This window comes from Leptospira kmetyi serovar Malaysia str. Bejo-Iso9 (assembly GCF_000243735.2).
Lineage (GTDB): Bacteria > Spirochaetota > Leptospiria > Leptospirales > Leptospiraceae > Leptospira > Leptospira kmetyi.
The window spans coordinates 2536234-2560097 of the sequence record NZ_AHMP02000003.1; the positions used below are offsets into that span (position 1 = coordinate 2536234).

At 45.4% G+C, this 23864-nt stretch carries 22 protein-coding genes and 1 pseudogene; 11 read left to right on the forward strand and 12 right to left on the reverse strand.

What is annotated here, in order from left to right; all coding sequences use genetic code 11:
* Window positions 1–16 precede the first annotated feature (16 nt).
* Window positions 17–1378 carry a sugar-binding protein gene (locus LEP1GSC052_RS14330; RefSeq protein ID WP_010573564.1) on the forward strand — a complete coding sequence of 454 codons (1362 nt, stop codon included), beginning with the start codon at window positions 17–19 and terminating at the stop codon, window positions 1376–1378.
* A gap of 76 nt (window positions 1379–1454) precedes the next feature.
* On the opposite strand, the gene LEP1GSC052_RS14335 is transcribed toward LEP1GSC052_RS14330, so the two are convergent.
* A complete protein-coding gene (locus LEP1GSC052_RS14335; RefSeq protein WP_010573563.1) occupies window positions 1455–2366 on the reverse strand; it encodes an AraC family transcriptional regulator in 912 nt (303 codons plus the stop codon).
* Window positions 2367–2490: 124 nt separating this feature from the next.
* On the opposite strand from LEP1GSC052_RS14335, the gene LEP1GSC052_RS14340 reads away from it, so the two are divergent.
* Window positions 2491–3342, forward strand: coding sequence for an NmrA family NAD(P)-binding protein (locus LEP1GSC052_RS14340; protein WP_020986522.1), 852 nt, complete (start codon window positions 2491–2493; stop codon window positions 3340–3342).
* A gap of 201 nt (window positions 3343–3543) precedes the next feature.
* Window positions 3544–4089: a YbhB/YbcL family Raf kinase inhibitor-like protein gene (locus tag LEP1GSC052_RS14345; RefSeq protein WP_010573562.1), complete on the forward strand. Its 546-nt coding sequence runs from the start codon at window positions 3544–3546 to the stop codon at window positions 4087–4089.
* Window positions 4090–4145: 56 nt separating this feature from the next.
* Here LEP1GSC052_RS14345 and LEP1GSC052_RS20750 read toward each other — a convergent pair whose 3' ends face one another.
* Complete coding sequence (locus LEP1GSC052_RS20750) at window positions 4146–5450, reverse strand: adenylate/guanylate cyclase domain-containing protein (protein ID WP_010573561.1); 1305 nt, start codon at window positions 5448–5450, stop codon at window positions 4146–4148.
* A 208-nt stretch (window positions 5451–5658) separates the two neighbouring features.
* On the opposite strand from LEP1GSC052_RS20750, the pseudogene LEP1GSC052_RS14355 reads away from it, so the two are divergent.
* Window positions 5659–7007: pseudogene (locus LEP1GSC052_RS14355) on the forward strand (hypothetical protein).
* A 226-nt stretch (window positions 7008–7233) separates the two neighbouring features.
* Here LEP1GSC052_RS14355 and LEP1GSC052_RS14360 read toward each other — a convergent pair.
* The 3 genes from LEP1GSC052_RS14360 to LEP1GSC052_RS14370 form a co-directional block, all read right to left on the reverse strand.
* Entirely contained in the window at window positions 7234–7809 is a 576-nt protein-coding gene (locus LEP1GSC052_RS14360; RefSeq protein WP_040913601.1) for a DNA-3-methyladenine glycosylase I, read from the reverse strand.
* A gap of 148 nt (window positions 7810–7957) precedes the next feature.
* Window positions 7958–8335: a DUF952 domain-containing protein gene (locus LEP1GSC052_RS14365; protein ID WP_010573559.1), complete on the reverse strand. Its 378-nt coding sequence runs from the start codon at window positions 8333–8335 to the stop codon at window positions 7958–7960.
* Window positions 8329–9342 carry a DUF2804 domain-containing protein gene (locus LEP1GSC052_RS14370; RefSeq protein ID WP_010573558.1) on the reverse strand — a complete coding sequence of 338 codons (1014 nt, stop codon included), beginning with the start codon at window positions 9340–9342 and terminating at the stop codon, window positions 8329–8331. The genes LEP1GSC052_RS14365 and LEP1GSC052_RS14370 overlap by 7 nt, the downstream gene beginning before the upstream one ends.
* 197 nt (window positions 9343–9539) lie before the next feature.
* Here LEP1GSC052_RS14370 and LEP1GSC052_RS14375 point away from each other — a divergent pair, with 197 nt between their 5' ends.
* The 5 genes from LEP1GSC052_RS14375 (at window position 9540) to LEP1GSC052_RS14395 (ending at window position 15689) form a co-directional block, all read left to right on the forward strand.
* A complete protein-coding gene (locus tag LEP1GSC052_RS14375) occupies window positions 9540–10937 on the forward strand; it encodes an SBBP repeat beta-propeller lipoprotein, LipL53 family (RefSeq protein ID WP_010573557.1) in 1398 nt (465 codons plus the stop codon).
* Window positions 10938–11026: 89 nt separating this feature from the next.
* Window positions 11027–11722, forward strand: coding sequence for a hypothetical protein (locus LEP1GSC052_RS14380; protein WP_010573556.1), 696 nt, complete (start codon window positions 11027–11029; stop codon window positions 11720–11722).
* A 104-nt stretch (window positions 11723–11826) separates the two neighbouring features.
* Window positions 11827–12912 (forward strand): metallophosphoesterase family protein, encoded by a 1086-nt coding sequence (locus LEP1GSC052_RS14385; protein ID WP_010573555.1) that lies wholly within the window; start codon window positions 11827–11829, stop codon window positions 12910–12912.
* 1 nt (window position 12913) lies between these two features.
* Window positions 12914–15229, forward strand: coding sequence for an ATP-binding protein (locus LEP1GSC052_RS14390; protein WP_020986483.1), 2316 nt, complete (start codon window positions 12914–12916; stop codon window positions 15227–15229).
* A 67-nt stretch (window positions 15230–15296) separates the two neighbouring features.
* The gene (locus tag LEP1GSC052_RS14395) at window positions 15297–15689 is read left to right on the forward strand and encodes a TIGR04452 family lipoprotein (protein WP_010573554.1); all 393 of its coding nucleotides are present in this window, start codon (window positions 15297–15299) and stop codon (window positions 15687–15689) included.
* 118 nt (window positions 15690–15807) lie between these two features.
* On the opposite strand, the gene rlmD is transcribed toward LEP1GSC052_RS14395, so the two are convergent.
* From rlmD to LEP1GSC052_RS14430, 7 genes are read right to left on the reverse strand one after another with little or no spacing between them, the layout of a single operon-like run.
* Entirely contained in the window at window positions 15808–16989 is a 1182-nt protein-coding gene (gene rlmD, locus LEP1GSC052_RS14400; protein WP_010573553.1) for a 23S rRNA (uracil(1939)-C(5))-methyltransferase RlmD, read from the reverse strand.
* Window positions 16990–17049: 60 nt separating this feature from the next.
* On the reverse strand, window positions 17050–17673 hold the full coding sequence (locus LEP1GSC052_RS14405; protein ID WP_020986154.1) for an ankyrin repeat domain-containing protein: 624 nt from the start codon (window positions 17671–17673) through the stop codon (window positions 17050–17052).
* A 52-nt stretch (window positions 17674–17725) separates the two neighbouring features.
* Window positions 17726–18565, reverse strand: coding sequence for a helix-turn-helix domain-containing protein (locus tag LEP1GSC052_RS14410; RefSeq protein ID WP_010573551.1), 840 nt, complete (start codon window positions 18563–18565; stop codon window positions 17726–17728).
* Window positions 18562–19044: an acyl-CoA thioesterase gene (locus LEP1GSC052_RS14415; RefSeq protein ID WP_020985837.1), complete on the reverse strand. Its 483-nt coding sequence runs from the start codon at window positions 19042–19044 to the stop codon at window positions 18562–18564. Before LEP1GSC052_RS14415 ends, LEP1GSC052_RS14410 begins: the two co-directional genes overlap by 4 nt.
* Before the next feature lie 2 nt (window positions 19045–19046).
* The gene (locus tag LEP1GSC052_RS14420; protein ID WP_010573549.1) at window positions 19047–19679 is read right to left on the reverse strand and encodes a GNAT family N-acetyltransferase; all 633 of its coding nucleotides are present in this window, start codon (window positions 19677–19679) and stop codon (window positions 19047–19049) included.
* Between the two features lie 40 nt (window positions 19680–19719).
* Complete coding sequence (locus LEP1GSC052_RS14425) at window positions 19720–20361, reverse strand: CBS domain-containing protein (protein ID WP_020986249.1); 642 nt, start codon at window positions 20359–20361, stop codon at window positions 19720–19722.
* A 1-nt stretch (window position 20362) separates the two neighbouring features.
* Window positions 20363–21238: a J domain-containing protein gene (locus tag LEP1GSC052_RS14430; RefSeq protein WP_010573548.1), complete on the reverse strand. Its 876-nt coding sequence runs from the start codon at window positions 21236–21238 to the stop codon at window positions 20363–20365.
* A 145-nt stretch (window positions 21239–21383) separates the two neighbouring features.
* Here LEP1GSC052_RS14430 and LEP1GSC052_RS14435 point away from each other — a divergent pair, with 145 nt between their 5' ends.
* Together LEP1GSC052_RS14435 and LEP1GSC052_RS14440 are read left to right on the forward strand one after the other, a co-directional pair.
* Window positions 21384–23273 carry a carbon starvation CstA family protein gene (locus tag LEP1GSC052_RS14435; protein ID WP_010573547.1) on the forward strand — a complete coding sequence of 630 codons (1890 nt, stop codon included), beginning with the start codon at window positions 21384–21386 and terminating at the stop codon, window positions 23271–23273.
* Entirely contained in the window at window positions 23270–23818 is a 549-nt protein-coding gene (locus LEP1GSC052_RS14440) for an NUDIX hydrolase (RefSeq protein ID WP_010573546.1), read from the forward strand. Before LEP1GSC052_RS14435 ends, LEP1GSC052_RS14440 begins: the two co-directional genes overlap by 4 nt.
* The last annotated feature ends 46 nt before the right edge of the window (window positions 23819–23864 follow it).

The window sequence follows — 23864 nt, forward strand, 5'->3', positions numbered from 1 at the left end:
TTAAACGAATAGGTCAATGAATATTCAAATTTCCTTTCGCAATCCGTTCCGTCCCGTTTCCACATTCGCTTCGTTATTCGGAATCGCAGCGTTCCTCTTTTTTTCTTACGCAAATCTCGTTTTAGCCGGAGAGGAAAACGACGAACTTCTTCAGGTAAAAAAGATATTCTCGGGAGAATGGAAAAAAAGAAATATTCCGTTTTCGTTCGAGTTCGGTTCCGGTGAAGAATCCTGCAAAAACGATTTCAACTTGGACGGAATCGAAGACATAGCTCTTACGATGCGGATCAAATCCGAAGATTCGTCCAACGAATCCGCAACCGATCAAAACGGATTTTTGGCGATCGCGCTCGGATCTCAAAACGGAAAATACGTTTTCGATTCTATGATTCCGATGATCCCTTGCAATTCCTGCGGAGGAGTTTACGGAAAACCCGATGTCGGATTAAAATGTATTCGAGACAAGATACTCGTATCCTCATACGGAGGCTCCAATTGGAGATGGTCTAACGTGGAAACGATCCGCTGGAAAAAATCGGGATGGCAATGGATCGGAACGGATTCTCACAGTTATCATACGTCTTTCGGCGACGGTTTGAAACATTCCTTCAATCGGATCAACTTGGATTCAACGCGGAGTTACGAGGGAAGAATGGAATCGGAACGGGAAGTCGCATCTCCGAGGGAAGAAGTTCGGTTTAAAAAAATATTCTCCAGTCAATCGCAGAACCGATTCGAAATCGGAGAATCTTGGGATTTTTTACCCTCTCTTCCGTTTGAAATTCAGGATAAGAATCACCTAAGCGAAGGCCAATCTTCTTGGAAAGGTCCGTTGGATCTTTCGTTTCGAGTCAAGTCGGGTTGGAATACCGATTCGATCGCAGTTGCGGTTAACGTTACGGACGATCAAATCCGTTCTTGTGCATCGATGTCCTTCGATTGCGACGGAATCGATATCGTTTTGGATCCGGACTCGAGCATTTTGGATTATGATACAAATGGAGGAGTCCGCAAAAAACTCGGTCCGAAGTCGGTTTCGATTTCCCTACGTCTTCAACCAAACGAAGAAACGATCGTTCTTCTCAATGGTAAAAAAGTTTCGGGTAAGAATGTGGAAGCCCGCTCTAAAAAAACCGCGGACGGTTATACGATCCAAACAAAGATTTCTTGGAATCTTTTCGGAAAAGAAAACGAATCCAGATTTAAGGACGGATTCGAATTCTTAGCGGACGTTTCCGTCGTTGATTTCGACGATTCTTCCCGATCGCAAAAAAGAATGTCGACTTCCGAATTCAAAAACCGAGATCCGTATACTCTCGGGGAATTGAAATTGATTTCGGAAAAATATTCCCTCGGACCTTGGAAAGATTCTCCATAAAAACGGAGCGATCACGCGACCAACAAAGAATCCATCCGAATATATTTAAAAAATTGAATATAAATCATCTAAGAATCTAGGAAACGTTTCTGATTTTTTGAGGATCTTCGTTTCTCGGAGAAAAACCGTGGATTCGTTTAAACGCCTTTGAGAATGCGAACGCGGACGAATAACCCACGATCCGCGCCACCTCTTCCAAGGTCGCGTTCTGATCCTGAATGAGACTTCTTCCCTTTTCGATTCTAAGACGGGCGAGATAATCTATCGGAGTACAACCCAACACTTCTTTAAATCGATTGGCGAGCGACGCGCGGGAAATTCCAACGGTTCGAGCGAGATTCTCCAAGGTCCAAGCGTAGGCCGGTTTTTTATGAACCGCTTCCAACGCCGCCAAAATCTTTTCGTCTTTGAACGCGCTTCTCCAACCCGGTGAAAGAGCGGGATGAGTTTCCAGCCAATGGCGTATAACGTAATACAAAAGAATATCCGTCAATCTCTGAAGAATCAAATCCGAACCCAAACCGGAATCGACTTCCTGAGAAATCAAAATCAAAGTCGTGTGCAGAGGATGATGCGAAGGAATTTCTCCGGCGCGGATAAGAATATGATCGGGCAATTCGTAAAAGAAAGGATGTTGTGTCGTCTCGGGAACCTCGTAACGAACCGAAACGAACGTGGTGATCGGAGTTCCCGACTGTTCCGATTCTTGGGGAAGAATTTCCCGAAACCTTCCGATATCCATCGCCTTTTCTTTGGGAGAAGATACGAGGTCGTGATTGAATCCTCTCGCGATGAATAAGATATCCCCTTTTTCAAGCGGGATCGATTCTCCCTTGAATCTTGCAAAACAAGAACCTTGGGAAAGAATATGAAAGCCTCCGCTTCGTTCGCAGGGAAATTTTAAACCCCAGGATTTATACATCGAGGTTCTCGCGAGAATATCACTTTTCCAAGCGGCTGCGGTTAATATTTCAGAAAGAAGATCCATATTCTCATCTTACCCCGAACATATCCGAAAGTCGAGTAAATTATACGATTGGATATGCTTTTTAGATCATTGGACATAGCCAGATTTTCCGTTCCGGGTTACTCTATTTTTAGGAGAATCAATTATGAAAATTTTCGTTTATGCGGCTTCCGGTCTGGTTTCGGGGTTCGTTGTGGATAATTTATTGGCAAAAGGTCACGAGGTCTACGCGGCTTCCCGTAAGCCGGAATCGGGCAAAAAAGCGCCCAATCTTCATTGGGTGAAAGCGGACGCTTCCCAACCGACTTTGGGATTGGAAGTGTTGGATCAAGTGGACAGGGCTTTTTTTCTTTCCCCACCGGGTTATACGGATCAGTACAGCATTCTTAATCCTTGGATCGAAAAGGCGAAGTCTAAAAAATTACAAAAAATTGTACTCATGACGGCAATCGGAGTGGAACATTCTCCCGAAGATCTTCCTTTTAGAAAACTGGAAAGAGCCGTTGAAAACTCCGGGCTTGCTTACAATATCATTCGCCCGAATTGGTTTATGCAGAACTTTCAAACTTTTTGGATTTCGGGAATCTTAAAGGACAAAAAAATCTACTTCCCCGCCGGTAACGCAAAGACCAGTTTTATAGACGCGAGAGATATCGCGGCAAGCGCGACGACTTTGCTTTTGGATGATTCTCAAAACGGAAAAGAATTCACTCTTACCGGAAAAGAATCCATCACACACGACGAGGTCGCTCAAAAATTATCCAAAGCAACCGGACTTTCCATCGCATTCGCGGACATCACTCCTGAAGACTTTAAGAAAGGTTTGGTGGGCGCGGGCGTTCCCGAAGACTACGCGAACGTTCTCGTGTATATCGCGGGTAACTTAAAAGAAGGACATTCGGCTCCGATCTCGGATACGGTAAAACAAATCACCGGAAAAGATCCGATCAGTTTCGATCAGTATGCAAGCGACAACCGCAAGGTCTGGTTGAACTAAAGATTCTTCCCTTACGAAAAGCGAGCCCGAGTTCGGGCTCCTTTCGTTTTTATATTCAAAATCTCTCAATTTCCTCTTCGAATCCGCTCAGATTTTATCGTTCATTCCTATTTTTTACGAAATCTTCAAAACTAATCTTGCAATTCGTCTAAGTTGCTGATGAATTATAAATTCTAAGATTAGATAGGAGTATTTCGTTTTATGAAAATCAAAGGACTTGCAGTCGTGTTGTTTCTCAGTGCGACCTTGCTTCAAGCGGAACCGTTTCAATTGAAAAGCCCCGAGCTTACCGCGGGAAAATTAATCGCCAACGAACAAGTGTTTAACGGATTCGGTTGTTCCGGCGGAAACATTTCTCCCTCGTTGTCTTGGAGCGGATTACCCAAAGATACGAAAAGTATCGCGTTGACCGTTTATGATCCGGATGCTCCCACCGGAAGCGGATGGTGGCACTGGGTGGTTTTTAATCTTCCTGCAACGACCACTTCCCTTCCTGCAAACGCGGGTAACGTGGAAAAGAATCTTCTTCCCAAAGAAGCGGTTCAGAGCAGAACGGATTTCGGCGCTCCCGGTTACGGCGGCCCTTGTCCTCCACAAGGTCACAAACCCCATCGTTACTACTTTACCGTTTACGCTTTGAAAGATAAGATTCCTGCGGATCAGAATTCTTCCGGAGCTTTGATCGGTTTTTACATCAATTCACTGAAAATAGGCGAAGCTACTCTTCTCGCAAAATACGGAAGATAATCGATCGTCTTGCATCCGTCGAAAACACCGCGTCTTCGACGGATGCGTCTAACGTTTCAACTTACCTCGTTCGGAATCACTTCGAAAAGGCTCAAAGGTTTTTCCTTCCCTTTCACCTTTACTTCTCCCATCGAAACCGTTTTAAATCCCTGTACGAGTTCGGTTCGTTTTAACACTTCTTCGGAGATCAGAAATTCGGAATTCAATTCTTTGCAAGCGGATTCGATTCGGGACGCCGCGTTGACCGCGTCTCCGATGACGGTGAATTCCAAACGTTCTTCCGTGCCTATGTTTCCGCATACGGCGTCTCCGAAATGGATTCCGATTCCCTGTTTTAAAGGAGCTTCCCCCTTTTGAATCCTAAGTTCATTCAATTTTTTTAATGCTTTTTTCATTTCGATTCCGGCGACGATCGCGTTTCTGCAATCCGAGTCTGTGGATTCCGGAATTCCGAACGTCACCAAAATTCCGTCCCCGATGAATTTATCCACGGAACCGCCGTTTTCAAAAACGACACGAACCATCTCTCGATGATATTCCGTAAGCAGCGAAATCACTTCCGGAGGAGAAAGTTTTTCGGAGATCGAAGTGAAGTCTCGGATATCGCAGAACAATACCGCGATTTTCTGCAATCTTCCTCCTGGAGAAAAAAGATTATCCTCGGCCGTGATTCTTTGGATCACACCGGGTGAAAAATATCTTCCCAACTGAGAACTCTTTCGTTCCGAACGAACCGATTCTTTCAACAAAGAACGGGCCGTATATGCGATAAACGAAGTGACTCCTCCGTAAAGGATCAAAAGCGCAACGATCGTAAAGTAATATTGCGGATTCGCTTTGGCGGTTAAGAATGCCTCCGATAAACTTTCGGTCCATACGGTTCTCGGATCCTCGCTGACGTATTGAAAAATATAAAACGAAATCGAAAACGCGGCTAGGGCGACTAACACCGGATAGACGGGCTTCAAAGAAAGGCCGTTCAAAAGAATAAAAACGGCGGTCATCGGTATAAAGGCCGTCTTCAACAGATACGTTCTGGGAATCGAATCTCCCCCCACGGAATCATACCAGGTCCAGGGAAGAATGGAGAGAATCAAAATGTCCAAAAGAACTCCGAGCCATCCCGCGATCCGATTGTCGTCCTTGAGACAAAAACGTTCTTTGGAAAGAAACCAAAGCATCAAACACGAAACGGATATCGCGCCGACGTATAAAACCAAAATCCAAAGTCGTTCGGCGCCGCTTTGAGAAATGGAAAGACTGGGCGGTATGAAGGAAAGAGCCAAGATCGCTCTTAAAATATATCCGATTCGAAAGGCGCTTTTTTCCTTTTGTCCAAGAATGTCTTCGGTGGGTTTCATTTCGATTCACCTATATCATAAATTTATTGATTCATTAAGAATTTAGAACGTATTCTCAAACGAAACGATCCGTCCGCTTTGTAAAGAGCGAATTCCAATCAAAGTCGTTTCGATTATAATTCGAAAACCCGCAAGATCCGAAAATAAAATAATTTCTTTACAAGATCGAACGAGACGATGAAATTCCGATCCCACGAGGAATTCCATAATGAAACCGTTTCATCCGATCCTTCTTACCCTTTTCCTTTTAACGGGAAGCGTTTCAATCTTCTCTCAAACCGCCTCTCCTTCCCTTTGGCAGATCGTTTTCGGCGGAGAACAATTCAACGGACTCAAACCGAACGAATGTCCCGAAGAACTTCCTTCCGGTTTAACGCGATTGAAAGACGGAACGTATGTCGTAGTCGGTTCTTCGAACGACTGCGCGAGACAGGACACGAATTCGAAAGTGGAACAAAAACAATACGGAGCCGCTTGGTCCGCGAAGATCGACGCAAACGGAAATCCGGTCTATATCTTTTTACGAGTAAACCCGTGGATATGGAAGGTTATACGGTCAACGTTCATAACCACGACAGCGTTCGAGGGGAGAATTTGATCGCGACTCAAGACGGCGGGTTTGTCACCGCGGGTTCTATCGGAAGCGGAACCTACAATCGTAAAATCGTTTTTTCAAAATACGACACACAAGGAAATCTTACGGTCGATCAAGTCATTCAAGCCAAAGAGATTTGCGACGGCTTTTGCGGTTCCGAAGATCCGCATATCTATCATTTGCAAGAACTTTCCAATGAAAGATTCAGAGGTCTTGTTTCGGTCACCTATAAGGCGGAAATCACCGAAAAACAAGGAAACACAACCACCGTTTCAAACGTAATCAAAACGAGTTTCTTATATACTCTTTTCGGAAAGGACGGTTCCGTAAAAAGCTCCAAGTATATTCCGGATTTGGAATTTGCTCCGAGTGCGACCGTCGCTTACGAAGAAGGAATCGTATTCGCGGTAAGCACGGATAACGTGTCCGGCAAAGAGTCGCAACGTGATTTGATCGTACAACGATACGATGAAGACGGAAAACAACTTTGGAAGAAAAAATTCGGAACCCCCGGAGTGGAAGATATGGCGATTTCCATTCTGAAACTTTCGGACGGCAATCTGCTCCTTTCGGGAGGGATTTCCGGAGGCGGAAAAGACGCGGTCTGGCTTTTGAAACTTTCTCCGAAAGGCGACACGATCTGGGAAACCAAACAACGATTAGGCGGGCATAACTTTATGGGTCCGATCGTCGAATCCGACGATCAGGGATTTTTCGGAGTCCTTTCCGACGGAGAAGGTCCGATGACCTTGATTCGGTTCGACGCGACCGGCAAAAAAATCTCCGAGAAAAAACATTCTCAACGATTGTATATGGCGAACAAAATTCTGAAAAACGATAAGGGCTACGTTATTCTTTCTTATACGAAGAAAAAACCCGCGTTGTATATCGATTCGCTTTTGATTCAAACGGACCGGGACGGAAACGTTTCAAAGGAAGCAATTCGAAAAAATTTCCCGTAGCTTGTCGGAGCTACGACGGAACGGCGCGAGGATTTTACTTTACAAAAGTTGAATTTTCTGTTAGTGGAAAACTCGCCGAAGTTTTAAAACTCAGCGCCTCGCTCTCTACGGATCGCTCGTCACCTCTCCACCTCCACCCTGTGTTGCGACCCATAGGGAGCAACACATTGAGTTAGAGGGCCACCAACCTTTTACAAAAAAGTCGTCGGACGTACGACAGAGTTCTTCACTTCGGTTTTTTGACGAAACGAAAACAATCCGTCGTATGATCCATGACCATTCCGGTCGCCTGCATAAAAGCGTAACAAATCGTGGAACCCACGAATTTAAAACCTCTCTTTTTGAGAGCCTTGCTCATCGCGTCCGATTGCGAAGTGCTACTCGGCACTTCCTTTTTCGTTTTCCAAACGTTGTAAACGGTTTTATGATTCGTAAAACCCCAGATATAACGGTCGAAAGAACCGTATTCTTTTTGAATATTCAAAATTTCTTGTGCGTTTTTGACCGCGGAACGGATCTTTAACTCATTTCGAACGATTCCTTCGTCCTTTAAAAGAGCCTGAATTTTCTTTTCTTTGTAAGAAGCGACCTGATCGAGGTCGAAGTTATCGAATGCTTTTCGATAGCCGTCGCGCTTTTTAAGAATGGTGATCCAAGAAAGTCCGGCCTGCGCTCCTTCCAAAATCAAAAACTCGAACAAGGTTCGATCGTCGTGAACCGGAGTCCCCCATTCTTCGTCGTGATACTGAATGTAATTCGGATCGTCCGTCGCCCAAGCACAACGTATGATTTCTTTTTTCATCTCCGCCAAGCGCTCCTTAGAAAGAAAAACCGTTTCCATAAACATTCTTTTCAATTTTGCAAATCATTTTTCTTAAATTGGTCCGACAAACGATCGAACAAAAAAAGAATTGAATTTCAAAAATAGAACATCCGATTCCGAAACGGATTCAATCCAAAAATGAAAAGCGAAACCTTCCGTTTTCGTCGGGAGAAATTTCCAAAACTTTTTCGATCGCGTCCACGTTCAAAGGTCCGTAAATATGAGGAAATATATTCTTTCCATCCTCTTTGGAAAACTTGGAAGAACTCGAAGCCTCGAACTTCAACGGGGATTTCAATCGATCCGTGTTCACGAACAAAAGAACCAAATCCTTTCTCGCGGCGAAAATCCGATTGGCCGTGTCCTCGACCTGATTTTTTTTGGAACTGTGGATAAAACCTTCGGAACTTAATGAATCCGTAATATAGAATCCCTTTTCCAAAGCCTCTTCGTAGTCCTTTTTGGAGGCGATGTTATAGATGATGTTTTCGGAAGAACTTACCATCTCGCAATATGATCTTCGGCCCAACCCTGACCGTTGGAGATTTTATATTCGTTCTTACCGAGACGAATCACACCTTCGAACTTTCCGATCATCTGATGAACCGAAGAAACGAGAATCCCCGTATTGGTCGCGGCCTTTCTGTGAAACTCCGGAACGAACTGAAGATCGATCGCCTGAGAATCCTTCGTATAAAGTCTCCAAGGTTTCATCCAGTTTTCACGATCGATTTCAAAAACCGCGTCGGAAGGAATTTTATAAATTCTTCCGTTGATCAAGATCGCGTTTTCGGTCGTGCCCGTATCGTCCGTCCAACCCGCGCCCAAGTTCATCGCGATCCGATCCCCCGCGTTAGGCGCCACCATCGAAGCCCAATTCCATTTCGTGGAATAAGGCCAAACCCCTCTTCCATAATCCAAACAAGCAAAGGAAGAATCGGGACTGAATTTATATTCCATCGCTCCGTAACGAACGGTTCCTTCCGCGCCCACTCCGAACAATTTTTCGGTGAACTGAAATCTTCGTTTGGACCAAGGGACAACGACGTTTAACGTTTCCCAATTCTCGGGAACGGGAACAAAAATCTCCGCTTGAACGGGGATCTTATTCTTAGGTGAAAAATTGATCGAAAGACGGTAACCTTCTTCCTCTCTGAAGAATTGAAGACGCGCGTTGTTTCCGATGTACGTCGCGTTGCTTCCCACTAATTGTCCGAGACTGACTCCGGAACCGAACGGAGTGAGAATGGTTCCTTCCTCGAAGTCTCCCGTTTTTCGATTGAGCCAATATACGAAGATAACTCCGGCATAATCGACGTCCGAGATCGTAAACGAGGCCAGAAAATTCTCGTCGTAGATACACCAGTAATTCCATTTTTTCTTTCTTAGATAATGTCCGCTCAGATTACATCTGTGTAACGGCTTTTTCGCCCAGCCGACCGCGTTCAAATTTAAGTTTCCGGATTTATCGCAAAGATTCGTTTCTTGTCTGATTTCAGTCTCTAGGTTCATCTGAAGAAAAACTCTTTTTAGGGGTTCAGTACGGATACCACGGCCCACCTTGAGAAGTCGACTTCTTTACGAAACATCGCCGTAAGTTGTCGCGGGATTTCGATTTTCGAGCGAAGAATCCATAGGATAGAATCCCCTATAACGTGTTAATTTCTTTCCAAATAACGGAACTTATGCTACGAGTAACGGATAAGAAAATGAAACCTCGTCTGCGCCATACGATCTTTCCGATTCTTCTGATCTTTTTATCCGCGTGCGATCCGGCGAATCATATGAACCCGGCCAACCCCAGTACGAACGAGTATTGGTTGGCTCAAATTCTTTCCAGAATTCATCCGCCTATCTTTCGGGAAAACACAGGAAGTTTAGAATGGACCTTGTTAGTCGGAAAGTCCAGTAGCCTTGTAAACGCAAAGGGTGTGGTTCTGGATCCGTTCTTAAATCCGGTACTTTTCGGAGATACGAACACTGCGTTGTTCAACGGAACCTTATTCGGAACGCAGGACATGTTCATCGCAAAATACGATCCTCAAAAAAATCAGATCTGGGCCAAACAATTAGGCGCGCCGGGCGCATCGCTTACCGCAGTCAAAGCCGCATCGGATTCGATCGGGAACACATACGTTCTCGGTTTTACGAGTGCGGCTTTTACCGGACCTATGTCCAGCGGACAGGATATGTTTGTCGTAAAGTTCGCTCTGGACGGAACCGTGGTTTGGGCCAAACAAGCCGGACCGACGGGCGGTAGTTATTTCGTAAATCCGATAGCGATCTGCTTGGACGAGGTGGGAAATTCTTACTCTGTGGGGGATTCGAACGGACCGTTTGGAGGACCGGTTGCGACCGGGGGCAACGGGTTCGTCCTTCGTTTTGACGTCGATGGAAACCAAAGTTGGGTGAAACAGTATTCGATTTCGGGCGCAAATATCACTTCGGGAGGTTGCGTCTGGGATAAGTTTTCGGGAACTGTTTTAGTCTCCGGTTGGGGAGGAGCCGATTTTCGAAACGATACGGCTCCCGGCGTCGGTGGAAACGATACGTTTGTCATGCGATACGATCCGGATGGAACCAGACATTTTTTAATCTACGAAGCGGAAACGGCTAGAGAAATTTTATCCGGCCCGATGCTATTGGATTCTTTCGGAGACATTTACGTGACCGCAACAAGCAATGCGTCCTTCGGCTCAGGCTCAAGCGGAACCGCTTACCCGAGTACGATCTTAAAATACAATTCCGGCGGAACCAGACTTTGGGTTCGACAGGATGGAGACGGATATCCTACCGGACAAACTTCTTCCTTGGGAATCGTCTCGGATATAGTCGGTAACGTTTTTATAGCCGGATATACGAATACGAATCTGACGACCAACAACTCGGCTTCGGTCGGAACTACGGACGTATTCTTTATAAAATACAATCGACAAGGCGAAAGACAGTGGCTTCGACAGATCGGAGCCTCCGGGAAAGCGATTCAAGGAACCGGAATTGCTATCGATCGGGAAGGAACGATGTACGGAACCGGAACCACGAACTCGGATTTTAACGGCATCCCTCTTACGGGAACTCAGGATTCGTTTCTCGTTCAATATCGATAATCCCGAACCACTCGCTACGCGTTTTTCTTCGGATTTCTTTTCTGTTCAAAAAAGATCGGTTTGAGACAAAGGACTCAGGCGACATCCTCATGAATCGAAATCGAAACATCATCCACGTGGGACTCAGCGATTTGTTTTTACCGATCGTGGTTCGATCCAAATCGGAGATCTTTCAGTTCCAATCCAAATTGGAAGAACTGGGAATCGAAATCACGGGAACCAACTACGGACCGAATCAAAACGTATTAACAAGACAACTTTCCCAATCGGTTCTGACGATACAGATCATCAACGCCGGACAGAATATTACACAACTCTTAATCATATCCGAAAACCCGGACGGCACGTTGGAATCCATCGAAGAGGATTTTGAAAGGGTTCTCGAAGCGTTCGACAAAGTTTGGCAGATTCAAGGGAAGAACGTTGTAAAAAGCGATCTTACCGTTCGTCTCTTGACGGATTCTTCCACCGAACACGCGTTCGGCGAAATCTGGGAAAAAAGATTGAAACAAAGCAGAGACAGTCTGCAACAACTCGGAAGACCGATCTTAGGCGGAGGACTTCGATTCGTATTGCCTCCGCTCAATCCGCAGGACCCGGAGGATCACGGAATCGAAGTGAAAATCGAATCCTTCTTCCCCGATCCGCGTAAGGTTTTTATCGAAGCCATCTTTTTATGGGGCGCGCCTCGTATGATATCCGAAAAATGGAATGCGTCCGATCGGATACAAAAAGTCATTCAATACGCGGAACAACATCTGATCGGATTTTTGGATCAGAATTAAACTTCGTTTCACAACGAAAAAAAACGGAATTTTTTCTAAGTTTCAGAGATAGCGGAGAATTTTGTCCGGGGACAAGGATAAACTTTGACGGCAGGAAGCAGATCATGATCCGATTTTTACACACAGCAGACCTTCATCTCAGCCAAAAGGAAAAGGAATATTCCCTTTCCGTTCTTCAGGAAATCGTCTCCGCCGCGCGCGAGGAAGAATGTACGCATATTCTTTTTTGCGGGGATCTATTCGATCGCAACGGCGACATAGCCGCGCTCAAAGAGGACGTCAAAACGATTCTCAAGAAGTTTCCGGGAAAAATTCTTTATATCCCGGGAAACCACGAAGAGCTCGGACTTCCCGAAGGAATGTATCCCATTTCGGCGGATCTTTCACCGATGTCGTATCCGCAAAAGGGAGAATCCTACAAACTTTGGACCGAGGAAATCGGCGGGGTCGACGCGGAATTTTTCGGATTTCCGTTTAACAGAAATTTAGATTATTCTAATATTCAATTCAACGAAAAGAAGGTTCAATATAGGATCGCGCTTCTCCACGGAACCGAAACCAAACTCGTGGAATATCTCGGTCCCTCCCCCGAAGAAGCCGATTCGATTTTGGATTCGAAGCCGTTTCTCGAAGCGAAGTTCGACTATCTCGCGTTAGGTCATATTCATTCGGAACGTTCCGAAAGATCCGGTTCGCTTTTAAAAGCGTATCCCGGTTCACCGCGCGTAGTTTCCTCCGGAGAATTCGGTCCTCGAACGGTCAACATCGTAAGCCTCGGTAAAAACGGAGCGCCCGTAATCGCAAAAAGAATTCTTTCTTCCGCGGGAGAATACAAAGAATTCTCCCTTTCCGCGACTCTAACGGGCGAGGTCCCCGATCTTTCCAAAATCCAAGCCCTCGTTTCCGAAAAAGATTCGGTTCGAATCAAAGTCGGGGGAATCGTAGAAGACGAACATACGGTCGTCGAAATTTTGGAACGATTTTCGAAGTCCCTCGTTTGCAGAAAAGTGGAAACGAAAACGAACGACCTCCGAACCTCGTCAGCATTGATCGACAATCCGATCGCGAAGATATTTTACGAAAAGCTAATGTTCAAAAAAGAACATTGGAATTCCCCGGACGTCCCCGACTGGAACGAAATTCTGGTTTTGGGTTTGGAACAAATCGAAGAAAACGCGGGGAAGAATTAAGATGATCTCCAAAATTCTACTCGGTAAGTTCGGCAAATTCGAAAACAAGGAATTCGATCTTTCGGATTCCGTTACCGTTTTTCAGGGAAAAAACGAATCGGGAAAAACGACGATCTTCGACGCGCTTCGTCTTGCGATCGGAAGCAAATTTCTCACGGCGAGTCAGGAACCGAAAAAAAGTATTCTCGCTCGTTACGGCGAAAAAAGTCCCGAAGGTTATCGCATCGTGGGAGAAGTTCCCGATCTTTCCAAGGACGCGGCTCCACAATACGTTCATTGTATCTCTCTTCGGGAAGGAGAACTCGAATTCGCGTTTAACAACGATAAGTTTATCAAACCCGATTTTCTTCGGAGTAAACTTTTAAACAACGGAGTCAATCTCGAAGGCATCGGCGGTTCGTTTAAGAAAATCCATTCTCCCAAAACGGGGAGCAAGGACGCGAACGCGTTCGAAACCCTGAAGAAAGATATTTCGGAATATAAAATCAAACGAGTCACTCTGATCGGCGAAATCGAAAACCTTCATTCGAGAAACAAAACGAACGTCGCCAAAGAGGAAAAACATCTCAAGGATCAAAACAAGGAACTCGAGATCAAAAACAAACTCGCACAGATCGAAAAGGATTCCGCGTTCGACGCGAAGATCCGAAAGAAAATTCAACTTTTGGAATCCCTTTCCGAAATCCAAAGATTGAAGTCTTTGGAAGAATGGATCAAAAAAAACTTTCTGTATTCCAAGGACGAATCTTCCGCCTTCGAAAGTTTTCAAAAGGAAATCGACAAATCTCAAAATGTGATTTCTTCTTCCGAAACTCTGCTCAAAGACAAACAGGCCGCGATCGAATCCAAAAAAAAGGAAACGGAAGGACATCAAAATCAACTTTCGATTCTTCAAAAGATGAAACAAAAAGCGGAGGAATGGAACGAGAAAATCGACAAAACCCTTCGAGAAGAGGGCTTTAACGAGGAAGTCAGAACCGCGCAAGCGGATTCTTCCAAAAAACTTTTGGGTTATATTCTGATCGGATTCGGCTTTTTGATCCTGCTCGGAACGTTCGTAACCTTTCTTTTTTCGAAAACGTCCGCCTTAACCTTGTTAAGCGGCGCTTTGATCGGAACAGCCTTAATTATTTTCGGAATTCTCCTTTTACTTCAAAAAAAGGAATCGGTCAGCCTGCGTTACAGCTCCGAAAAGGAAAAGGATTTTGTTTCCAAAATTTCGGGCCAATGGAACTTAACGTTTCCTGAATATTTGATTCCTCTTATGGAGAAAACGGAAAACCTACGTCAATTTTTCTCGCAAAAGATCAACGGCTACGAAGTGAAAACGCATCAGATCGAAAACCTGGAAAAGGAAATTCGAAATCTCAATGGCGAACTCGATCCGATCCGCAATACGCTCAAACTCGAAAACGAAAAGATCGCCGGACTTCAATCCAAACGGAATTCTTGGCTGAACGATCGAAGAGCCGTCACGATTCAGGATTATCATAAATACGTCGCGGAGTTTCAGGCTCAAAACAAAAACTTGAAGGACGGGCTTACGAAAATTCTCACGGATCATTCCGCAAAAACCTTGGAGGAATTGGAAGTCCGTTGTAAAACCGCGATCTCCACGATGGAGGACGTTCCGACTGAGCTTCCGGTCGATCCGGAAAGACAATTCCGAGACGGTAAAAAAAAGGAACTCGAAAAGGAACTTCAATCCTTGGGCGAAGAATTAAAAAACTTGAATACTGCGATCCGTGTCGAAGACGCTCGCATCCAGGATTCTCTTCCCGAAAAGGAAAAGGATCTCATTCGTACGATTCAGGTTCTTTCGGAAAAAGAATTAGAATTTTCTAAAGCGGAATCCAGAAGAAAATCCGCGAAGATCGCCCAGGAACTGATCGAGGAGATCTCCAAAGACCAATCGATGCAGTTCGCATTTGTCGCTTCGGAAATCGGAAAGGAAATCAATCTTCTGCTTCCGAAACGGGAAGTTTCGTTCGAAGGAATCGACAAAAAAGAATCGATCAAAATGAAAGACCAAGCGGGAACCTTCCGATCGATCGATCATCTTTCCGGCGGAACCCTCGCGACGTTCTATCTGATTTTTAAATTGTTCTTAGCGCGCAAGACCGTTCCCGAAAACGGAATTCTATTACTCGACGAACCGTTCGTTCATCTCGATCAGGGAAGAATCGAATCCGCGCTCGGATATTTAAAACGATTTCAGGAAGAAACCCGTTATCAAATCTGTTTTTTTACGAAACAAGAGGAACTCGCAGAGATCATCGGAAAGTATTTTAAGAACTCGAAGAAGATCGCTCTATAAGCGTTTTCGAATTGACTCGATGAATTCCCTTTTTAAGGTTTTGTAAAATCAAAGATAGAGGTTCGTTTTGAAAAAACATATTCATAAAATCCTAATCGTTTTTCTGTTACTGCAAGTTTACAATTGTTTAATTTTCGATACGCTCGGAGTGACTCCGGGAAGAATCAAAGGTTCCGAAGCTTCGAACAATATCCGCGACGCGGCGATCGTAACCGATCTCATCAACTCCACCATTTTAACGGGACGCTCCAGCGTTTCCATCCTGAGTCTTTTGGCGGATCAACTCGCGGGAATCAAGTCCGACGGAACCTACGTAAAATCGGAAGTGGACGATTGTGTCGCGGAAATCAAGGGTTTAAGCGGTTATTTGATCGGTTCGGCTCTTACCATCGTCCTTCAATCCAAATGTTCGTTGAAAGCCGATAAGGTATTCTTGGATTCTCCGTTCCCGGAAATCTAATTCTTGAAAAACGTGCGGAACCGAAAAAAGGTTCCGCGCGATCGGATCACGCTCTCCTTTTTTCCCCGTTTTTGTTAAACGAATTGATTTAAATCGAACTCGATCGACTTAAAACCTCTTATCGCGAAAAAACGGAAACGCTTTCCAAGTGACTCGTATGCGGAAACAAATCCACCGGGGTCAACTTTTGATACTTAAAGATTTTTGAAAGTTCGATCGCATCCCTTCTCAAAGTTTCGGGATTGCAGGAAACGTAAAGAATCCGATTCACTTTAGAATTCAATAATATCTTTTTCGTTTCCGGGTCCAGACCTTCCCGTGGTGGATCGACAACGACCACGTCCGGTTTTTCGTTCAATGCGTTTTGCAAAGAATGCAGAACCTTTCCTTTGACGAAGACGGCGTTTTCGATTCCGTTCGCCTTTGCGGCTCCGATCGCGGAACGGATCGAATTCGGATTCTCCTCCAATCCGATGACCTTTTGGGATTTACGCGCGACATACAAAGAAATCGTTCCGATCCCGCAATACGCGTCGATCACCGTCGAATTTTGTGGAAGATCGTCCACGACGAGATCGTAAAGATTTTCGATCTGAAACGGGTTCACTTGAAAGAACGTGGAAAGACCGATTTGAAAATCCAGATCGCCGATCTTCTCTTTTACGAAATGTCTTCCGTACCAAGTCGTTTCCTTTTCGCCGAGAACCACCTTCGTATTTCTTTGGTTTACGTTTTGTATGATTCCGACGACTTCCGCTTCTGATTTTTCTTTACTTAAGAATTGTTTAATATACGAATGTAAACTGTTGGTCAGATTTTTTCTTCCCGGAATTTCGCTCGCGTTCGTAACGATTCCCACGAGAATTTCTTTGGACGCGTGCGCCTTTCTGAGAACGATATGTCTTAAAAGTCCGCTTCCGTTTTTTTCGTAATAAGGAGTTATGTTTTCGGTCCGCGCCCAATGTCGTATCGCGGCGGCCACGGTAGTCAGATCGGCGTCCTGAATTCTACATTCTTTCTGATCGATGATAAAAGTGTTTTCCTTGTTGTGAAGCCCCAAAGTTAGAACGGATTTTTTTCCGATCTTACGATGTCCGAACGGAAGTTGAACCTTATGACGATACATCTGATCCTTCGGACTTTTTACGATCGGACGAATCTCTAATCCTTTAAAACCGCCGAACTGCTTTTCGATTTCTTCCTGTTTGTGTTGAAGTTGTTTTTCGTAACCGATGTGCAATCGATCACAACCGGCGCATTCCGGGTAGTGTTGGCAGGATTGACTCGCGGGAGGTTTCATTCTCCTTTCAGGCTTTCGTTCCTCCGCGAACTGTCAATTGAATTCGGTTTTGGAATCCGATCACATGAGATAGATTTTTCCGTGTTTGTCCTGGATCATCGGATCGGCTCCGTGTTTTAAAAGAAGCTCCGCGAACTCGGACATTCCGTGCGAAGACTTCGCGAGATTCATACAAGTGACTCCGTCGAAATCCTGAACGTTCGGATCGGCTCCGTTCTCCAAAAGAAAACGAAACGGTTCCAGCTTTCCTTCGTTGACGCAGTGATGTAAGGGACTCATTCCGATCGAATCCTTTTGATTGAGATCCGCGCCGCCCTCGATCAAAGCGGTCGTCAATTCCAAGGGAGAATCGTCCAAAAGACAATGAATCAAAGGAGTCAAGCCGGTCGTATCGTCCGCGAGATTCACGTTTGTGTGATATTGTAAAAGAACGCGAACGACTTCCAAACGTTCGTATTTTACGGCGAGCGACAACGGAGTCACTCCGTGATAACGGTTGTAGTTCGGATCGAACCCGTTCCGCAAAAAAGATTCAATTCGTTTAACATTTCCGTTTCGAATCGCTCCGAAAAAAAGAAAACGTTTCCAGAACGAAGCGCTTCGTTTTTTTTCGAATGTTTCATTCGGAGCGGAATTCTTTTCTCGTTTCTTATCCACCGAATTGATTTTTTTATCTTCGACCATTCTTATTCTCCACGTCCTTCGAATTTCCCGTTACGGTTTCGATTCGATTGTACTAGAAAGAATCGGGTCTTGTATTGTAAAAAAGGGACAAAATGGAGTCTCTTTTTCCGTACCAAGTCAAGGGAGAATATCCAGAAAGAGACGAGAATTCGCGGGTCAAATGCGGTTGATCGTAAAATCCCGCGTCCAGGGAAAGTTCGGAAAGATTTCGTTTTCCCAACCGCATCCAGGCGGCGTTTTGAAATCGGACCAAACGGGAGAATTCTTTCGGATTACGACCGATCCGTTCCAGAAATTTTCGTTCCAGAGTTTTTTTGACCACGCCCAGGTTTTTCGCGAGTTCGGAAATCCGGATTCTCCCCTTGGAACGCGTGATTTCGACGAGGGCCTCGTTTACAAGCGGAGAATTTTGTATTTTAGAATTCAATAATTTACTAAAGTATTGATCCGCGACGGCCGCACGTTCCGTAAAACTTCCCGCGTCCCGGATTCGATCGATAAAATCGTAATATTCGAGGCGGTTTCCGATCAGTTCCAAATCGGTTACGGGAGAATCGGCCTCGTCCGCGGAAACTCCGAACAATTCGTAAAAGGCTCCCGGCAAAAGACGAACGTTAAAAAAACCCACGTTACCCGTCGTTTGGATTCGAAACGGACGAAGATGATTTCCTACGATATGTCCTTGTGAGGAAATCCATTCTTCCCCTTGTTCGCTTAACAATCCGATTCGAATCGGATCTCCGTAGGAAATATGAATCTCGTTTTCCACTGAGGGAAATACGTTCGGCAATTCTCCGAATTCCTTCGCTTGTTTCGAGGAGACTTCCCAACCCCAATAGCAGGAAATCAAACCTGCGAGAGCCGAGTTCGGTTTAGCAAAAGCGGGTTTCATTTCGATTCCCGGATCTTACGTAAAAGTTCGCGGTTGGATTCCTGACGAAGAAGCGCGTTTTTATAGCGCCGAATTTCCGCTTCGCTTTCCGGTTTGATCTGCGGAACCGGAGAAGGAACCTTGTTTTCGTCCAAAGCGACAAACGTCAAATAGGCGGTCGTCGCTCTGACGGTCGTTCCCTCGTACGGATTTTCTTTGGAAACTTGAACGCCAATCTCCAAAGAGGTTTTTCCGGTATAATTCACGCTCGCTTTTAATAGGACATGATCTCCCACCGAGATCGGCGCAATAAAATTCAATCGATCCACGCTTGCGGTCACAGCTTCCTTTCCGCAATGTCTTTGTGCGACCATCACGGCGATCATATCGATCCAACTCATCAACGTTCCGCCGAACAAGGTTCCGTAGTGATTGGCGTGATCGGGCATTACGATATGCCTGGTTTCCGCCGCGCTTTGTGAAGGAGTTTTTTCCAACATCGTCAACGTAAAGAAGCCGCTTCCATTTCCATATAATAATGATCCGGAATTTTTCCGGGCGGTCCGTTGAATTTTCTGGATTCGATCGTTTGAAACCCGAGTCCTTTGTAGAGCGCAATCGCGGCTTCGTTCTTTTGCGAAACGTCCAAAGAAAGTGTTTTGAGTTCCGGAAATTTTTTGGCCATAAAGCGGATCAATTCTTTGCCGATTCCTTTTCCTCTGTGTTTTTCGGAAACCGCGATATGTCCGAGATACAATCTTCCCGGTCTCGGAGGTTTGATCATTCCTTCGGTGGTCAATCCTCTTCCCATCACCTTGGGCGCGGAAAATCCATACACGGAAACGATTCGAAGCGCGGTGCCTCCGTTCAATAAGAGAAAAGAAGGTTGTCTATAACTCATGATCGCTCCGACGACTTCGCCGTTCGACTCCGCTACGAAATGATTGGTATAAGAGATCGTGTTCCCTTTTTTGATAAACGAAGTCCTTAAAAAATCGAAAGGGGTTTTACCGCTTTGTGTGAAAACGAAATCCCAAGCCGCGGGACCGGAAGAATAGATCAAGGGAACGATCGCTTCCACGTCTTTTGGTTCCGCGGGACGAATCTGAATCGAAGTTTTCAAAGGTTGCCTCACTCGAAGTTTTCGCTCCAGTTGAATCCGATCGCGATTCTTCTCAAGCGAGAAATTCCCTTTCGTTCACTCTGAGAATCGCCCTTAAAACGTCGCTTCGGGTGAGAATTCCGATCACTTGAAACGTTTCGTTTACGACGGGAAGACATCCGATTCTTTCCTCGAAAAGAACCTTGGAAATTTCTCCGATGCCCGCGTGAATCTGCACCGAAAGAACTCTTTCTTTCATGATTTGTCCGATCGTTTTGCCGAGTTCGTTTTCGGAAAGATGATCGAGTTTCCATCGCATCCAATCCCGATCGGAAAGAATGCCGCATAACGCGTCGTTCGTATCGAGAACCGGAACATGTCTGAATCTTTTACGGACGAAAATCTCTTCCGCTCGATCGATGGAATCGTTCTCTTCGAAACAAACCACGGAAGAAGTCATCAAGTCTTTGGCCGTAAGTGAAGAGATGGATTCTCCCTGATTGGATCGGATCCGATTTAAGGAAGAAACGTTTTTATATTCAGAGTCGATTCCTTGTCCGGTTTTTTTGGCCCGGTTTTTCGTTTCAAGATCCTGTTCCGATTCGATTTTTTTTACGGAGGAAGAAGGTGTGATCGAATGCAGAGGACGTATGATTTCGGGTTGAACCGGAGGAATATACGTTTCCGAAACTCCTCTCGTAACCCAGAAAAACAAATTAACTCATCCTCATGATCAAAAAGTTATACGAGGCTATGATTCTTTGAGTCATCTCGAGTCCGTCCTTGTTGACGTCGGGATGATATTTTTTGATCAATTCCTTGAAACGTTTTTTCAATTCTTCCAAGGTGCAAGGCGCGTCGAATCCGAGAACGTCCAAATGTCTTTGTGTTTCCGGATCCATCTCCTGAAATACGGAAACCGGTTTTTTCTTTTTCGGTTTTTTGCGGAAGGTTCCGAACAATTCGTAGTAAGCGCGGTCTCTGTATTCTCTAGTGATTTCCCGGAGATGAAAGACTTTCGTATTCAAAATCGAGAATATATGATTTTTTAGAAATACGTCGGCTCCGTAATCGTTTTGAATCGACTTCAACTCGATAAAATCCGAAATTCCGTTTTCTACGATTCTTTCGAAGTTGAATTTATCGTCGAAGTAAGAATCGAACGCGTCGTCGAAGTCCAAGGTCGCGGAGGATAAAAGCAGAAGAAGTTCTCGGTCGAGTTCGTGTCTTTCCAATCGCGTTTGGATCGTTTCCTTCAAACCGATCTGAAGTTCGGCGAGATGGTTATCGTCGAAGTATATTCCGTTTTTTGCAAATTCGTCGCCGATTCCTTCTATCTTCAGAATTTTGGACAGAAGTTGAACGAGGGAATCCGCGTGTGTTTCGTTAAAACCGGCGGCGGCTCTGGAGGAAAAATGAACGTCGTTTCTCAGATCGTAAAAAATTCTATAGTAATCTTCCTTACGAATGTTCAACGCGGATATGATCTTTTCCACGGGGATATACCACTCGCAGTTCGTACATACGGATTGGATCTCGAAAATAATATCCTCTAAAGAGGACCGAATCTGATCAAAACTTCGAGTCTGCATACTCTTCTACTTCCAGATTTTCAACCCTTGCAAATCCGTTCATCAATTCTTTTTCCGATTAGACTTCCGGATTCGAATCGGAAATCTTCCCGAGCGTAGAAAAAAGGTTTGCTCGGATCGTTTCCTAAGCCCATCCATCCTTATTATGCTTCCTTTAATCGCCGTTCTTGCTTGTTTTCTGGTTTATTTTCTCGGTTATAAATTCTACTCGGGTTATATCTCCAAATCCATCTTCGAACTGAAGGACAATCAGGAAGATACTCCGGCCCACAAGCTGAACGACGGAGTGGATTACCTTCCCACAAAACCTATCGTTTTATTTGGTCATCATTACGCGTCCATTGCGGGACTTGCTCCGGTTTTAGGACCTGCGGTCGCGGTCATCTGGGGCTGGCTTCCCGCGATGGTCTGGGTCGTATTCGGAAGCATCTTCATGGGTTGTGTGCACGACTTCGGAGCGCTCGTAGTTTCCGTCCGCAATCAGGGAAAAAGTATCGGACAAGTCGCGGAGGATCTGTTGGGTCATCGCGCGAGAAGTTTGTTTCACGCGATCATATTCTTTCTGGTCGCATTAGCAATGGGAGTGTTCGTTCTTGTTCTTGCGGAAATGTTTTCCGCGGACCCGAAGGCGCACGTAACGCCGACCGCAACCACAACAAACGCGCCGGTAGAAGAAAAGAAGATTCCTTCGACCGCGACGCCGACTTCGAAAACGTCGGACAAGGACGTTCATGATCATCCGAGCGAAATCAGAACCTCGGAAAAACCTTCCATCAAATTGAGAAGTCATTTCCCGGAAGCGGTGATCCCTTCGGCGGCGATCATGATTCTCGCGGTGATGATGGGTTATCTACATTACAAAAAAGGAATGAACCTTACTCCGCTTACGGTATTCAGCGTTCTTGCGACCCTCGCTTCGATGGTCTTGGGAATGCAGGAAAACGTTCTGACTTGGACCGGACTGAGTCACATTGAAACTTCTCCGTCCACGGGCACTTGGAAATATATCCTTCTTTTTTACGCGTTTTTGGCTTCGGTGACTCCGATCTGGTTGTTGTTACAAAGCCGGGATTATATCAATTCCTTTCTTTTGTATCTGGGAATCATTCTGATCTACGTAGGATTTTTTGCGGGCGCAGTTCTTCAGAGTTTTCCGTCCTTCAACGCGGAAGCGATCCGAACCGAATCGATCGGACTCGATCTCGTTCCGTTCGTGTTCATCACGATCGCTTGCGGCGCGGTTTCCGGATTTCACGCGTTAGTCAGCTCGGGAACCACTGCGAAACAATTGGATAAGGAAGTGGACGCGAGACCGATCGGTTACGGAGGAATGATCGGCGAATCGCTGTTAGGTTTATCGGCGGTCATCGCGTGTACGATCGGATTCGCTTCTTCGGAAGAATGGAGCGGATTCTATCGTTCCTGGTCGGGCATACAAGGATTGGCTCCGCAGGTCGGGGCTTATATCTACGGAACGGGAAGATTCTTATCTCAGATCGGAATCCCGGAGTCCTTCGGACAAGGTTTTATCGCATTGATCGTAATCAGCTTTGCGTTGACTTCTCTGGATTCCGCGACAAGACTTCTTCGTTACAACATCGAAGAGATCGCGGAATCGACCCGAATCTCCTGGATTCAAACGTTAGTTGGCAATCGTTACGTTTCCAGTCTCATCGCGTGCGCGGCGATCGGATTCTTTGCGTTTATGGAAATCGAACAGGACGGAAAGAAAAAACCGGCCGGACTCGCGCTTTGGAAACTTTTCGGAACGACGAACCAGCTTTTAGCGGGGCTTGCGCTTTTGGTCGTCACCGTTTTTCTTTTAAAATCCAAGAAAAGAATCAAAGTGTCCTTTATACCGATGTTGTTCGTTTTATCCGTGACTCTTTGGGCGATGATTCGAAACTTTTTCGATTTTTTAACCGGACCTTCTCCGAATCTTCTTCTTGCGGGAGTGGGCGGAACCTTGATCGTCCTCACCGTTTGGCTTTTGATTGAAGCGACCTTAACCTGGAATCGTATTAGAAAAGTATGAAATTCTGTAGTTCCTGCGGATCGTCCGTCACATATAAAATACCGGAAGGAGACAATCGTTCCAGACATATCTGCGACAACTGCGGAACGATCCACTATCAAAACCCGAAGGTGGTCGTGGGAAGTATTCCCGTATGGGAAGAACGCATTCTTCTTTGTAAACGTGCGATCGAACCGAGAAAAGGATATTGGACCTTACCCGCGGGATTTTTGGAAAACAGGGAAACCGTGGAAGAAGGCGCGGCCCGCGAAACCCTCGAAGAAGCGAACGCGGAAATCAAGATCGTCGGACTTCAGAGCGTCTACAGCATTCCTCATATCAGTCAGATTTATATGTTCTTTTTGGCCGATCTCGTGGACGGAAAATTCTCCGTAAGCTCCGAATCGGAAGAAGTAAAACTCTTTGCTATAAACGAAATTCCTTGGGAAGAATTGGCCTTTACCTCGGTCTACTTCGCTTTAAAGGAATACAAGGATTCTCCCGTTAAAAACTCGCTTCACATGGGAAGTACGAGAAACCGCAACTATCCTCCGAAAGAATCCTGATCGACAAGGGTTCTCCCGCATTTAAAAAAATATGGGAAAAAAAACG

Bases quoted from the DNA above. Each gene is read 5' to 3' on its own strand.
- LEP1GSC052_RS14440 (WP_010573546.1), top strand. From the start codon at position 23,270: ATGAAATTCTGTAGTTCCTGCGGATCGTCCGTCACATATAAAATACCG.
- LEP1GSC052_RS14375 (WP_010573557.1), top strand. From the start codon at position 9,540: ATGAAACCTCGTCTGCGCCATACGATCTTTCCGATTCTTCTGATCTTT.
- LEP1GSC052_RS14365 (WP_010573559.1), bottom strand. From the start codon at position 8,335: ATGGTAAGTTCTTCCGAAAACATCATCTATAACATCGCCTCCAAAAAG.
- LEP1GSC052_RS14345 (WP_010573562.1), top strand. From the start codon at position 3,544: ATGAAAATCAAAGGACTTGCAGTCGTGTTGTTTCTCAGTGCGACCTTG.
- LEP1GSC052_RS14370 (WP_010573558.1), bottom strand. From the start codon at position 9,342: ATGAACCTAGAGACTGAAATCAGACAAGAAACGAATCTTTGCGATAAA.
- rlmD (WP_010573553.1), bottom strand. From the start codon at position 16,989: ATGAAACCTCCCGCGAGTCAATCCTGCCAACACTACCCGGAATGCGCC.
- LEP1GSC052_RS14430 (WP_010573548.1), bottom strand. From the start codon at position 21,238: ATGCAGACTCGAAGTTTTGATCAGATTCGGTCCTCTTTAGAGGATATT.
- LEP1GSC052_RS14390 (WP_020986483.1), top strand. From the start codon at position 12,914: ATGATCTCCAAAATTCTACTCGGTAAGTTCGGCAAATTCGAAAACAAG.
- LEP1GSC052_RS14330 (WP_010573564.1), top strand. From the start codon at position 17: ATGAATATTCAAATTTCCTTTCGCAATCCGTTCCGTCCCGTTTCCACA.
- LEP1GSC052_RS14360 (WP_040913601.1), bottom strand. From the start codon at position 7,809: ATGAAAAAAGAAATCATACGTTGTGCTTGGGCGACGGACGATCCGAAT.
- LEP1GSC052_RS14405 (WP_020986154.1), bottom strand. From the start codon at position 17,673: ATGGTCGAAGATAAAAAAATCAATTCGGTGGATAAGAAACGAGAAAAG.
- LEP1GSC052_RS14340 (WP_020986522.1), top strand. From the start codon at position 2,491: ATGAAAATTTTCGTTTATGCGGCTTCCGGTCTGGTTTCGGGGTTCGTT.
- LEP1GSC052_RS14410 (WP_010573551.1), bottom strand. From the start codon at position 18,565: ATGAAACCCGCTTTTGCTAAACCGAACTCGGCTCTCGCAGGTTTGATT.
- LEP1GSC052_RS14380 (WP_010573556.1), top strand. From the start codon at position 11,027: ATGAATCGAAATCGAAACATCATCCACGTGGGACTCAGCGATTTGTTT.
- LEP1GSC052_RS14435 (WP_010573547.1), top strand. From the start codon at position 21,384: ATGCTTCCTTTAATCGCCGTTCTTGCTTGTTTTCTGGTTTATTTTCTC.
- LEP1GSC052_RS14385 (WP_010573555.1), top strand. From the start codon at position 11,827: ATGATCCGATTTTTACACACAGCAGACCTTCATCTCAGCCAAAAGGAA.
- LEP1GSC052_RS14415 (WP_020985837.1), bottom strand. From the start codon at position 19,044: ATGTTGGAAAAAACTCCTTCACAAAGCGCGGCGGAAACCAGGCATATC.
- LEP1GSC052_RS14335 (WP_010573563.1), bottom strand. From the start codon at position 2,366: ATGGATCTTCTTTCTGAAATATTAACCGCAGCCGCTTGGAAAAGTGAT.
- LEP1GSC052_RS20750 (WP_010573561.1), bottom strand. From the start codon at position 5,450: ATGAAACCCACCGAAGACATTCTTGGACAAAAGGAAAAAAGCGCCTTT.